Below are 13,609 nucleotides of genomic sequence, written 5' to 3' on the forward strand. Positions count from 1 at the left end.
TAAAAAAATATCCAGCAGGTTAACTTTTGAAGCGGTAAAACAAATGCTTAAGGATGTTTTGAGTTGGTAAGGGACTAATAGATTCTGTACTTTTCGCCCTATGATTGAATCTGATCATGCGCGAGAAAAGGAAAATAATAGAATTGACAGACTTGAAAAAATGAATTACGATTTTTAAAAGTACTGCATTGCTTGAATGAGAATTATATGTTAAGGTAACAGATATAAAGAGAACTTTAAGCATTGATTTATTAAAATAAACACGGATAGCGAGGTGTATTTATGACCATAGAAGAAATTCTTGCAGGAGAATCCAAAAACGTAGAATTCAAAGAGAACCTGCCGGAAAAGAGCATCAAATATATGAAGTCTGTGGTTGCCTTTGCAAATGGAACCGGAGGAAAAATTATTTTTGGAATTGCGGATAAAACCCGAGAAGTGGTTGGCTTTGACAAGGAAGATGTATTCAAAAAGATGGATGCGATTGCCAATGCCGTCTCGGATAGCTGTGAACCGGCAATTATTCCAGATATTACGCTGCAGACAGTTGATGGCAAGACGGTTATTGTGGCAGAAATTTCTGAAGGCAGACAGCGGCCATATTACATTAAAGCGCTTGGACGAGAGAGAGGCGTATATGTCCGTGTTGCTGGAACAACCCGGCTTGCTGACGAGTATATGATCAAAGAGCTGATGCTTGAGGGAAGCAATCGTTATTTTGATCAGGCGTTATGTACTGGACTGAGTGTTACAGAAGAAGAAATTGATACGCTTTGTAAAGCGATGAAGGAGCAGGCAGTCAAAAATGCCCATAATGAGGAGCAGAAAGCATCGGTAAAAGACGTTGGAAAGCAGCAGCTTCGATCATGGGGTATTTTGATTGAACGTGATGGAAAAGACTACCCTTCTAACGCTTATGCTATCTTAACGGGCTGTGGAGGGCTTCATGTTGCCATTCAGTGCGGTGTGTTTAAGGGAACAACGAAAGCGGTTTTTGTTGATCGAAGGGAATATACGGGTCCTTTGTGGGAACAAATAGAGGAAGCATTTCAGTTTGTTCTGCGAAATATTCATCTGGGAGCTACGCTTGTCGGCATTTACCGTCAGGATATTTATGAAATCCCGCCGGATGCAATTCGTGAGTTGATTATCAACGCGGTGGTGCATCGCAGCTATCTGGATCATGGTACAATACAGGTTGCGGTGTATGACAACCGACTGGAAATCACATCGCCGGGGAAATTGCCGATGGGACAAACGTTGGAGCGTATGAAAGAAGGCTATTCCAAAATCAGGAATGAAGCCCTTGCACATGCCTTTTCGTATATGAATCTGATTGAACATTGGGGAAGCGGGATTCCGAGAATTATAGACAAGGTAAAATCTGCTGGACTACAGGAACCGGAGTTTATCGGTGGAGAAGTTGACTTGCGTATCAATATCTATCGAGGACAAAACGATACAAATAACGCCAGAATCAACGCCAAGAAAACAAAAAATGGCGTTAATGATATAAAAAATGGCATTGATGGCGTTAAAATATCACGAACGAAGGAACAGGTTCAGATAGAAAAACTGTTACAGGCTATAGAAAAGAACCCATTTGCAACCCAGGCGTATTATGCGGAACAGATCGGTGTGTCCAAAAGAACTGTTTCACGAATATTTGTTTCTTTACAGCAAAATGGTGTGTTGGTACAAAATGGAACAAACAGAAAATCGAATTGGGTAATCATAAAGTAGGAGAAACAGAAGAATGCAAATATTGGTCGATGCAGATGCCTGTCCGGTAATTGAGACGGTTGAGAAAATTGCAAAAGAGCATTGTGTTCCGGTAACACTGTTGTGCGATACCAATCATGATTTGATATTTGATATCGGATTATAGCGAAATAGTCGTGGTTGGTGATGGAGCAGATGCTGTGGATTATGAACTGATCCGTGTCTGTCATAAAGGCGATATTGTCGTATCGCAGGATTATGGTGTGACGGCGATAGCGTTGGGAAGAGGTTCTTATGCGATTCATCATTCTCATGGAGCGTTATTTAAACAACGAAGTGAAAAAATACCCGCATCATCGTGTCAGAAGGACAAAGAAGCGAAAAAAAGGCGGATACTGAGGGATTTGAACAGTCTTTTGAAAAAATGTTAGGGATGATACAGGAGAAAGAAGGAAAAGAGTTTAGAAGATAAAATTATCAGAGAGTGAAATAAAGTGATTTGATAATATTAGGAGATATGCCCGGATGCTATTTTTCAAAAAGGAAAAAGTGTCAGGGCATTTTTATGTGCAAAACTAATAAAAATAATTCTGAAAATATAGTAAAAATAAGCATATTGTCAAATGAAACGGAGGGTATATAATAAAATATAGAAATATAAGCGGTGAGAAAAATTGAAAGGAAAAGTGCCTATGAAAAAACTCGGAAAATATGGTAAAAAGGTATCCTGCGTGGTAATTGGAATGCTATGTGCAGCAGCGATTGGCGCCTGTGGAAGCACACAAAGTGGGTCCCAAGATGAAAAAGATGTGAGAAATGATATTTCTGTCTATGAAGAGGGAGCTGATTTGGAAGGAACGCTTACATATGGAACCTTATTTATTGAGCCGCAGACCCAGCATATGATTGATTTATTTATGAAGGAGCATCCAGGCGTAAAAATTGAAACAAAGGTTGTTTTTGACAATGATGTTACGGATGAACAGTATAATGAAGGCTTAAATACCTTGCTTACAGAACTTGCATCGGATCAACGGGCGGATATTTATGATGCAACGTATTTACCATCGGAAATTAAGACGAAAGGCAGCGGCTATTTCGAGGACTTAAATCAGTATATTGATGCAGATCCTAATTTTAACAGAGATGATTATTACGATAATATCCTGCGAGCAGCAGAAGTCGATGGAAAACTGTATCAAATTCCGGAAGGTTTTTATTATGTTATGCTTCGGTTGAATAGAAACATAACGGATGAACTGAATTATGAAGTCCCGGACGAAATGGATATCAATGATTTATATGAGTTATATCAGCAGGCCAAGCCAATTGCAGATGATGATTTTACGATTGATGTACAAAACAATATTTACGTGTTTCTGCCGATGACAGAGGACAGAGCTTATTTGAAGAAGGAAGAAGTAAATTTTGATTCAGAAAATTATGTGGATTTTCTGAGAAAAATGCAGGAACTGTATCAATATCAACCATCCTATGCGACCCATGCATTTACGGATATTAAAAGCTTTTCCGGAAAGAGTGTCCTGCTGAATACATTTACAAATTTACTCGAAGGTTCTACGAGCGGAATGTTTGAAGAAACCGATACGGCAACAAAACCGATCCTGTTGAAATCAACGGATGGAAAAATTCCTTTCTGGAGAATTGGTGAGGACTTTTCCATGAGTTCAGGCTGCAAAGATAAAGCGCTTGCATGGGAATTTATCAAATTCTGCATTGGTCAGAAACAATTTGAGTTCGAAGATGCAAACAGTGATTCTTACTACAGAAATTTCTTTACCTATGGCAGTATGCTGAACAAAGAAAACACACGGCAGCTTGTTGCGTATCAATTGGAAAATGATGACGACACAGCAGAAAAATGGGAAGCATACAATGAAAAAGTTTCTGCAAAAGCTTTTCGGGATTTACAGTTAGACAGTATTTTGACTGAAATTCGAAACGAATGTATGGAGCAGAAAATCACCCCAGAGGAATGTGCGAAGCTTTTTCAGCAAAGAGCAGAGCTTTATGTTAATGAGTAGAAGCTGTCCTTAATCCATGGAATCAGGTATATGAAATGAAAAAACGAAATTTTATTTATATGTGTTTTATCCTTCCAAGTTTTATCGGGATCATGGCTTTTTATATCGTGCCGTTTCTTCTGTCCTTGTATTTTGCAGTGATTGACAACATGATGAACAAGGAATGGGTGGGTCTTAAAAACTTTAAACTGTTATTCGAAAATGAGTTATTCCTTTCAGCACTCCGTAATACCGGAATTTTTTGCGGGATTGCAATACCGCTGGGAATGGCGATTGCTTTGCTTCTGGTACTGGTTTTGAAAAAGCAGAGGAGAGGTCGAATTCTTCTTATCCTGCTCCTGATCCCATTAATCGTTCCATCTGGAACGGTGATTGCTTTCTGGAAATATTTGTTTGAGAGAAATGGTTTTCTGGATGGGTTTTTACAGCTTTTTGGAAAAAACATGTTCGATATTGAGAATTCCAGATGGGCCATTTTGATTATTATCCTGATGTATCTGTGGAAAAATATCAGTTTTTCGATTGTCCTTTTCTGGTCCGGGATAAACTGGATTCCGCAGATCTATCATGAGCAGTGCCAGCTGGATGGAGCTACAGGGCGGCAGGAATTCCAATATATTACATGGATCTTATTAAAACCAACGACGTTAGTTGTGCTGTTGATGTCGATCGTGAATTCTTTTAAGGTTTTTAAAGAGATCTATATGCTGTATGGGGCCTATCCATCACCGTATGTTTATATGCTGCAGCACTATATGAATAACCAGTTTTTGTCACTTAATATGCAGAAACTGTCTGCTGCAGCATGGTGTATGTTTCTCATACTGGGAATCTTTCTGGGCATCATTTATCGGGTCCAGAGGAAGAATCTGGATTATTTGTAAAGATCTTTTGTGGGTGATTTTATGAAAAAGAGATATTCGAATTTTTTCGAAAAGCTGATCTGCATGGGAGCTGTCATTTTGGCAGTCATTCCGTTGTTGTTTGTGGCTGGAAAGTCGGTACAAGTTCCAGAAGAGTATCTTATATTGCTCTTTAAGAGACCTTTGTATTTGCGGATGATGTGGAATTCCCTGATTATTACTATTCCGGTTTTGATTGGACAGCTTTTGCTTGCACCGCTTGCCGCATACGGCTTTTGGCAATGCAGGTGGAAATACAAGGAGATTTTGTTCTATCTTTACATGATTGTCATGCTTATGCCGCTGCAGCTGACTTTAGTGCCAAATTATTTAGTGGCGAATTGGCTGGGCATTCAAAATTCGTCCTTGGCAATTATTCTTCCGGCAATGTTTCAGCCATTGGGGGTATTTCTGATTCGTCAGCAGATACAGGATTTTCCGCAGGAAACGTTAGAAGCAGCCAGACTGGACGGAGCCAGCGAATACAGAATTTATCGTTCCATTGTAAAGCCTAATTTGAGTTCAGCCATTGCTGCTGCATTAATCCTGATTTTTATTGACAATTGGAATATTGTAGACCAGGCGGTCATTTTTTTGAGAGAGCCATATCAGCAGCCGTTATCCGTGTATCTTTGCCAGATTTTAGAGGAACAGCCGGATATCTTTTATGCAGCGTCCGTTTTTTACGCAGTACCAGTTTTATTGATATTCTTAATGGGACAGGACTATTTGATACAGGGAATCAGTATGTCCGGTGTGAAAGCGTAGAGGGGAAGAAAGTACGATGAAGTTCAAAAAAATAAGTATAGGGTTAATCGCTCTGTGGTTTCTGTTTTTAACTGCCGCAACGTTTTGGTCGGTCAAAGAAGAGAACAAAACGCTTCCTTCCGTCTGGACAGAGGAGGCACAGGAAGGCAGCATTGAGTATGAATTTCCAGTTGATTTGGAAGTAAGCGCAGCTGATCAGGCAATTGGCTATATCAGCGTGTATGATAACGTTCCGGAATCTTTGCTGCAGGAGGGCAGAGATCTTCTGGTTGGAAAAGTGTGTTCTGTCATTCGAAAGGATGATTTGTATGAGCTTACGGTAGATCTGTATGAAAAACATTCGATTGGTGAAAACGTTGAGGGAAAAATCGAAATCACTTCTGAAGATGTTTTTCCAAAAGTGATCACACGGCAGGCGATTCATGAAGGAGACTTTGGAAAAACGTGTGTCTATTATATTAAGCGTCAGAAGGGAGCCTGGGGGTATGAAAATATTCTGGAAGAAAAAGCTGTGACATGTTTTCCAAATAGAAATTCAGATTTCGTGGTACTTTTATCAGAAGTAGACGAACCGATGGTCGTAAGCACATCAGAACTGACAAATGGAGAACGGGTGAAATTAACAGAAAAAGATTAAGGAAAAGAATACAGCCTCACTACCGGGACTTTCAGGGGTGAGGCTGTTTCATTATGTTCTATGCATGTGCCGATTTATACAGGCTTTAAAACACATTATCATCCGAATAATGCGTCATGATACCTTTCGCATTGTAGCCCAATATATTCCGTAACTTATCAATTGCATTTGCTTCTATATATTGATTATGCCATAACCGCTTCATAAGAACTACGGTCCTAATCGTAAGAACTGGAAACATTGTGAATGACAATGAAAAATGTACGACTATCACCAAAGCCGGAAGCCTAGAAACAGGAGATGCGACCTTGACCGGCATTTTAATGGCGCTGGTGGCAGGATTTTTCGGTGTGCTGGAAGAAACCGTCCGCAGAAAAAACGCCAGTAATGCGGTGGTAATTTAAAAAATATGGAAACAAGGAACGATATAGCTTAACGGCTATGCCGTTCTTTGTTTTTTACTTAAGTACATGTTAGAAATTCCCTGGTATCTGACAATCACACATTATTTTTACGTAATTTAATGTGTGTTCGTCGCTTTACAGTTGACAATCACACATTATTTCAATATAATATAATGTGTGATTGTCAAAGAGGGGTGAGAAACATGAATGTTAAGGAGAAAATCGAAGAACTGCGAGAAGCGTCAGAGGACGGTACGATTACCGCAGCGCAAGTAACAGAAGCCGGACTGCACCGCAGCGTTTTACAGAAGTTTGTCAAGAGCGGCGAGATATACCGCTTCGGGCGTGGCCTGTATGTGTGGAGCGACGTATGGGAGGATGATTTCTACCTTTTACAGCGAAAGTATGGGCGCGGAATTTATTCGCACGATACTGCTTTGTATCTGCGGGGCTATTCGGATCGTACCCCGGCAAAATATACGATGACCTTTCCCAAAGGCTACAATGCTTCATCCTTGAAACGGGAAAATCTAATTGTCAAGCGCGTTGTGCCGGAGAACTATGAACTTGGCAGAATTGAAATGAAATCCCCATCCGGCAATCCAATTCGTGTTTACAATTTGGAACGGACGCTGTGTGACATCCTGCGCGGCAGCGGCAGTGATATACAGATTGTCGGAGAAGCTATGAAACGCTATGCAGCATCCAAGGATAAGAACATTCACAGACTGATGCAGTACGCAGATCAGCTTCGTGTGAAGCCCAAGGTGCTGCGATATATGGAGGTTTTGCTTTAGACCGTTTCAGACCGAAAAAAATGGCGTCAAAATCGTGATCGAAAATTAAGGGGAAAAGGAAAAATTTTCCATAAAAAAGTCGATTGTCTGATAGAAAAATGAAAAGGGGAGCAGATATGCAGTTACTAATCAAACAACGTGTATTTTCCTGGTCAGACACGTATGATATCTATGACGAGCAGGGGAACCAAAAGTATTTTGTGAAAAATGAATTTATCTCGCTGGGACACCGTCTGCATGTGTACGATGCGGCGCATAATGAAATTGGGTTTATCAAACAGAAATTATTTTGCTTTCTTCCGACTTTTGAAATTGAATGGAACGGGCAGTTAATGGGACATATCGAAAAACGTTTTGCACTGTTCCGCCCCAAATACGATGTAGATTTCATGGGATGGCGTGCAGAAGGTGACTTCATGGGATGGGATTACGATGTATATGAAGCCTGCAGTGCAGTCGTCCACGTACATAAAAAACTTCTGAGCTGGGGTGACACGTATGTCATCGAATATGATAATCCGAGCAATGAAATTCCGGCATTATTACTGGTGCTGGCGATCGATGCGGCAAACTGTTCACAAAATAATGGATAGCTGGTGGTGTCTGGAATGGCGTCAGGGGAGATGCGGATATGAGAACTTTGGGAAATATTCTGTGGTTTATATTTGGAGGCATGTTCGGCGGACTTGCATGGATTTTTGCAGGATGCATCTGGTGTATTACGATTGTTGGAATTCCGTTTGGACGGCAGTTTTTCAAGATGGCAAGGCTTTCGTTTATGCCATTTGGCACGAGTGTAATTGGATAAAAGGTGTATGGAAAAAGATCGGGTTACCGGTCTTTTTCTATGCATATCATGAGGCGGCCATTCCTTTGATGCAAATAGAAACATGATAAAAGTATTGCGCAGCAGAATAAAGTATGATACCATAAATTTACAGAAAAAATAAAGAAACGATAGAATATTCAGTATTAATTAAAAAATCAGGAAACAGAAGGGGGGAAGTTTATGAAGATAAGACAGACAATCTTTTTATTACCTTTGTTTTTGCTGGCGGGCTGCGCATCTGCAGGAGGATCACAGAGCAGAGATCTGGATTTAAAGGAACTCTGTACAGAGGAGCAGGTTTTCCAGTATGCGGATTTTGAATGGGGAACGGATTCGGAACAGCTTTTCAAACAGAGCTTCCTGAAGTTTGATGAAAAAGATCTGGGACAGGGTGATGAGAGCAGCACAAAGACATACGAGAGCAAAGAAAAATTTTCCCTGGAAAATGCAGAATCTAACATGGATCTGGAATTTTCGGACGGTCAGCTGAGTCAGGTTTCCTTTACTTTTGACATCGAACAGGATGCCAATACATGGATTCAGAAAGAAGTAGACGAACTGAATTCTTTATACGGCGGAGGAATTGCAACTGGACTCGGAAATCAGATTTATCAGTGGCAGGGGGAGCAGGATACGGTTCTGCAGCTGACGGCTTTTACGGAAGGGGATGAAAGCGCAACCGTTATCTTAAGCGTGGCATCGATGGAATACTCGATTGGATCATAAAATTGACAGATACGGGCGCATCAGACGGCAATGTCTGGTGCGCCTGCTTTTTTGTGAAAAAACTTTCCAAAGCTTTTAAAAGCCAGAAAGATAGAATGACAAAAGTGTCACAGATGTGATATAGTAGTAGAATAATGTGAAAAAGAGAAGGAGTTGACAAAAGAGATGGAGTTAGGAAATTTTCAGAAATCAGTAGATTCAGATGAAATCAAAACAATGGCATTTGAAATCATCGGAGAACCGGTAAAAGCAGTTTCCCGCATCTGCGAGCAGTGGGGTGAGGCGGAAGATGAAGTGCGGGAGTACGATGTGTATGTGATCGAGACAGATGCAGGAAAATATACACTGAAGAAAACCGGCAGCAAAGAAGCGCAGATTTATGCGCAGTATCTGTCAAAAGGAGAGTTTCACGTACCGCAGTATGTCGGCATGCGGCAGGCAGAGGATGCGGACTGGATCTGCATGAAGTATGTAGAAGGAAACGACATGCGGGATATGACGGACGAGACAACAGAAAAAGCGGCAGAAACCTTAAGTAAAATTCAGTCGTATTTCTGGACACCGTCGATGGACAAAGCGCCGGAAAATGAAGTGGAGCAGAGATTTGTCGAATACTGGAAACGCGTTCTGCGCCGAGCATCGTCCGTAGCGGATGATCCAATTCTGCGGAAAGCCTATCAGATGTTCCTGGACCGCCAGCTGACCTGTCCATGTACGATGTCAAACGGTGATTTCCTGCAGTGGAATGTGATCTATGACGGCGAAAATGTTGTCATGATTGACTGGGGATTTGGTGGAATGATGCCGTATTGTCTGGACATTGCAAGATTCCTGGCACATGCGACCGAGACACGGAGTACTTTCCCGTTCTACATGAACGATGCACAGAAAGAGCTGTTTCTGGATCGGATGTATGAAGCGTTAAAGACAAAGATTTCACGCGAACAGTTCAATCTGGATGTGAAGCTGGCCACGCTGAATGAGTATATCGAGTTTGTGGAAGCAGAAGAGGACGAAGACGGCTGGCATCTGGAGCATGCACAGGCGCTGGCAGAGGAACTTCTCAATTTGTAAAAAAACGGATTGCATTTATCTGTAAGTTGTCCTATAATAGGGAACAGAAAATAAAAAGAAAGAGCACCATTGGTGTAAAGGTGAGGGAATGTTTCTGCGATAATCGACTTTAAGAAAAACACAAAGAACGGACAGCCTGGAAAACAGGCCTGTTTTTCGTGTACGCTTAAAGACGAGAATCGCTGAATCATTTCCCTTTTTTATGAGAATAGAACAGGGATATTTTTTTGCGGGTCTGTTTTGCGTACGCAGGACAGGCTCGTTTTGCGTAAAAAAGCAGAAAAGAGGCTGCCGGAGCAAAGGGGGCTTCTGTATGATGCAGATAAAAAAATTAACACTGACACATAAAAAAGATCTGCGAGTGATTCTCGAAGATTTTCAGCTTGTACTGAATGACGGTGATAAGGCCGTTATCATTGGAGAGGAGGGAAACGGAAAATCGACGCTGCTGAAGTGGATGTACGATCCCGCACTGACGGAAGATTACATCGAATCCACAGGCGAGCGCATCATCGGAAAGGAGCGGCTTGGATATCTGCCGCAGGAACTTCCGGAGGCGGAGAAAACGAAGACGGTGTATGAGTATTTCTATGAAAAAGAAAAGTTCTGGGATCAGACACCGAAGGATCTGGCGGTGCTGGCAAGAAAATTTGGTCTGACGGAAGAGTTTTTCTATCGGGATCAGCAGATGAGTGAGCTTTCCGGCGGCGAGAAGGTGAAAGCGCAGATGATGCGTCTTCTCATGGAGGATGTCACGGTCCTTCTGCTGGATGAGCCGTCAAATGATATTGATCTTGCGACACTGGAACTTCTGGAGAAACTGATCCGCGAATGGGAGCATATTGTTGTTTTTATTTCGCACGATGAAACGCTGATTGAAAACACGGCAAATATGGTCATTCATATTGAACAGATTGTGCGGAAGACAAAATCGAGATACACGGTTGCGAAACTTCCCTATCGGACGTATGTAGAGGAGCGCCTGCAGAATTTCGAGCGCCAGGAACAGAAGGCGCAGAGTGACAGGAGAGAGAAAGCGCTGCGCGATGAGAAATACCGAAAGGTATACCAGAGCGTGCAGAACGCCTTGAACAACTGTTCCCGTCAGGCACCGTCCGTGGCGAAAAATCTGAAGGACAAAATGCATACCGTAAAGGCGATGAACCGCAGATTTGAAAAAGAAGATGCCCGCATGACAGAAATGCCGGAGCAGGAGGAAGCGATTTACTTCCAGCTTGGAGGAGCAGAGGCAGCCATGCCCGCCGGGAAAACGGTCATCGAATATCAGCTTCCGAAACTGGAAACGCCGGATGGGGAGCGGGTTCTGGCGGAAAATATCACCTTAAAGATAAGAGGACCGGAAAAAATATGCATTGTCGGCCCGAACGGGGCAGGCAAGACAACACTGCTGAAAAAGATTGCGGCAGAGCTGAAAGAACGGGAGGATCTCCGCGTAGATTATATGCCGCAGAATTATGAGGATCAGCTGGATCTTTCCATGACGCCGGTCGATTTTCTGGATTCCACCGGGGAGAAGAGTGAGAGGACGAAGATTCGGACGTATCTCGGATCGCTGAAGTACACGGCAGACGAGATGGATCACCCCATCCGCGAACTGTCCGGCGGCCAGAAGGCAAAAGTATTGCTTCTGAAAATGAGCCTTGGCAATGCCAATGTGCTGATTCTGGATGAACCAACCCGAAACTTTTCACCCTTATCGGGACCGGTCATAAGAAAAATGCTCCGCGAATTTCCAGGCGCCATCATCAGCATTTCGCATGACAGGAAGTATATCGGAGAGGTGTGCGGGAAGGAGTATCTGCTGGAAAAAGACGGACTCAGACTGATCAGAGAAGAAAAATAAAAATATTCGATAACGAAAAATACGACGGTGGCTGGCCGTCGTATTTTTCCGTAGAGAGATTATGTTTGTCTTAAGAGAAGGTTTCGCAGCAGATTCTGTTCCGGTGAAGTCGGGAAAAATGTTAATTTTATATTGAATTAGGTCGGGAAAAATGTTAAATTAGAGTAAGAATAACCAGGGAAAAATGTGAAATAATAAAAAAGAGAAATGGAGGAAGGTCAACATGCGTCGATTTGCAATGGATAAACTATTAGACTGGAAGAAAAAAAGTAACAGAAAACCACTGATTTTAATGGGAGCCCGGCAGGTTGGTAAAACGTGGTTAATGAAAGAATTTGGTAAGACATATTATGAAAAAACCGCCTACATTTCTTTTTACAATAATCAGAGAATGCAGGCGGTTTTCGATACGGATTTCGATATAAAACGTATTATTATGAACCTCAATATTGAATCAGGCGTAACGATCACCCCAGAGAATACATTGATTGTTCTGGATGAAATTCAAAATGCACCGAAAGCGTTGGAATCTTTGAAATATTTTTGCGAAGAAGCACCGGAATATCATGTAATAGCAGCAGGTTCACTTCTTGGCGTGGCGCTTCATGAGGGAATATCCTATCCGGTGGGAAAAGTAGATTTACTGGATTTATATCCATTCAATTTTAGAGAATTCCTGTGCGCTATGGACGAAGAAGGGCTGGAAAGTGCATTGGAAACAAAGGATTACAATTTAATTGACAATTTTGCGGATAAATATTTGTTCTGGCTGAAAAATTATTATTATACAGGCGGCATGCCAGCAGTTGTGGATGCATTTCGGCTGAACAAAGATTATGCAGAGGTACGACAGATACAGAGTGATATTGTACGGCAGTATGAGGGTGATTTTGGAAAGCACATTGAAGCAAAAGTTCTCCCAAGAATACGAATGGTATGGGATTCTATTCCGATGCAGCTGGCGAAGGAGAATAAAAAATTTTTCTTTGGACAGATAAAGAAAGGAGCCAGAAGCAGCGAATTCGAAATAGCAATTCAGTGGCTTCTGGATTGTGGATTAGTATATAAAGTCAACCGGGTAAATGAGCCTCATATGCCGCTGAAGGCGTATAAAAATATGAATGCATATAAATTATTCGTACTGGATGTAGGACTGCTCGGAGCAATGAGTGAACTGCCAGCAGAATCCATATTGGAGGGGAACGATATTTTTGTTGAATTTAAAGGCGCGCTTACAGAACAGTACGTTCTGCAGCAGTTGATTTCAGATACCCCTTATACGCCATATTATTATGGAAATGAAAAAGCAACTTTCGAGCAGGATTTTCTGATTCAGAAGGCAAAGAGTATTGTGCCGATTGAAGTAAAGGCGGAACAGAACATTCGATCCCATAGTCTTAAAACATATTGCGAAAAATTCCAGCCGGAAGAAGCAGTTCGATTTTCAACATTGAAGTATAAAGAGCAGGAGCGGATGGTAAATATACCATTATACGCTGTTTGCAACTTATAAATTAAAACAGCTATAAATCCCACGAAAGAAGGTGATCCCCATGCCATTTAAAATCATCCGAAACGACATCACAAAAGTTCATGCCGATGCGATCGTCAACACAGCCAACCCTTAGCCAATTTACGTGAAAACGTATCAGAGGGGCGGTTACTTTAATCAAAGCCAGACGTTCCACCCGTTTTACCAGCCGGAGAAGATCAAAAAGGAAGAAATGGACAAAATTCTCGAAGCCGACAGCATCGCTGATGACAGCACAATCCAGAATGCTTTTTACGATGCCCCGACAGTTGTCTATCTGTTTGCACCGTATACCTACCCAAACGACGCA

General features: G+C 41.9%; 13 protein-coding genes and 1 pseudogene. All 14 read left to right on the forward strand.

Going from position 1 to position 13,609, the window contains the following annotated elements; genetic code table 11:
- Positions 1 to 282 precede the first annotated feature (282 nt).
- Positions 283 to 1,743: an RNA-binding domain-containing protein gene (locus DWX32_RS00875; protein WP_117760391.1), complete on the forward strand. Its 1,461-nt coding sequence runs from the start codon at positions 283 to 285 to the stop codon at positions 1,741 to 1,743.
- Between the two features lie 13 nt (positions 1,744 to 1,756).
- Positions 1,757 to 2,194, forward strand: a pseudogene (locus DWX32_RS20675) (DUF188 domain-containing protein).
- Positions 2,195 to 2,414: 220 nt separating this feature from the next.
- Positions 2,415 to 3,767 carry an ABC transporter substrate-binding protein gene (locus tag DWX32_RS00885; RefSeq protein ID WP_118594707.1) on the forward strand — a complete coding sequence of 451 codons (1,353 nt, stop codon included), beginning with the start codon at positions 2,415 to 2,417 and terminating at the stop codon, positions 3,765 to 3,767.
- Between the two features lie 35 nt (positions 3,768 to 3,802).
- Complete coding sequence (locus DWX32_RS00890) at positions 3,803 to 4,651, forward strand: carbohydrate ABC transporter permease (protein WP_055266562.1); 849 nt, start codon at positions 3,803 to 3,805, stop codon at positions 4,649 to 4,651.
- 21 nt (positions 4,652 to 4,672) lie between these two features.
- On the forward strand, positions 4,673 to 5,437 hold the full coding sequence (locus DWX32_RS00895; protein WP_147326093.1) for a carbohydrate ABC transporter permease: 765 nt from the start codon (positions 4,673 to 4,675) through the stop codon (positions 5,435 to 5,437).
- Between the two features lie 16 nt (positions 5,438 to 5,453).
- Positions 5,454 to 6,074, forward strand: a complete 621-nt coding sequence (locus DWX32_RS00900; protein ID WP_022463309.1) for a hypothetical protein — start codon at positions 5,454 to 5,456, stop codon at positions 6,072 to 6,074.
- Between the two features lie 242 nt (positions 6,075 to 6,316).
- Complete coding sequence (locus DWX32_RS19485; RefSeq protein ID WP_156338048.1) at positions 6,317 to 6,478, forward strand: hypothetical protein; 162 nt, start codon at positions 6,317 to 6,319, stop codon at positions 6,476 to 6,478.
- Positions 6,479 to 6,681: 203 nt separating this feature from the next.
- The gene (locus tag DWX32_RS00905) at positions 6,682 to 7,275 is read left to right on the forward strand and encodes a type IV toxin-antitoxin system AbiEi family antitoxin domain-containing protein (protein WP_022463308.1); all 594 of its coding nucleotides are present in this window, start codon (positions 6,682 to 6,684) and stop codon (positions 7,273 to 7,275) included.
- A gap of 116 nt (positions 7,276 to 7,391) precedes the next feature.
- Entirely contained in the window at positions 7,392 to 7,868 is a 477-nt protein-coding gene (locus DWX32_RS00910; protein ID WP_022463307.1) for an LURP-one-related/scramblase family protein, read from the forward strand.
- 38 nt (positions 7,869 to 7,906) lie between these two features.
- A complete protein-coding gene (locus tag DWX32_RS00915) occupies positions 7,907 to 8,083 on the forward strand; it encodes a YccF domain-containing protein (protein WP_082424435.1) in 177 nt (58 codons plus the stop codon).
- Between the two features lie 201 nt (positions 8,084 to 8,284).
- Entirely contained in the window at positions 8,285 to 8,830 is a 546-nt protein-coding gene (locus DWX32_RS00920) for a hypothetical protein (RefSeq protein ID WP_117509083.1), read from the forward strand.
- 165 nt (positions 8,831 to 8,995) lie between these two features.
- On the forward strand, positions 8,996 to 9,904 hold the full coding sequence (locus DWX32_RS00925; protein ID WP_118659128.1) for an aminoglycoside phosphotransferase family protein: 909 nt from the start codon (positions 8,996 to 8,998) through the stop codon (positions 9,902 to 9,904).
- A 313-nt stretch (positions 9,905 to 10,217) separates the two neighbouring features.
- Positions 10,218 to 11,768 carry an ATP-binding cassette domain-containing protein gene (locus tag DWX32_RS00930; protein WP_117509081.1) on the forward strand — a complete coding sequence of 517 codons (1,551 nt, stop codon included), beginning with the start codon at positions 10,218 to 10,220 and terminating at the stop codon, positions 11,766 to 11,768.
- A gap of 223 nt (positions 11,769 to 11,991) precedes the next feature.
- Entirely contained in the window at positions 11,992 to 13,281 is a 1,290-nt protein-coding gene (locus DWX32_RS00935) for an ATP-binding protein (RefSeq protein WP_118594709.1), read from the forward strand.
- Positions 13,282 to 13,609: the final 328 nt, after the last annotated feature.

The sequence above is a fragment of the Blautia sp. AF19-13LB genome (assembly GCF_003479105.1).
GTDB lineage: Bacteria > Bacillota > Clostridia > Lachnospirales > Lachnospiraceae > Fusicatenibacter > Fusicatenibacter saccharivorans.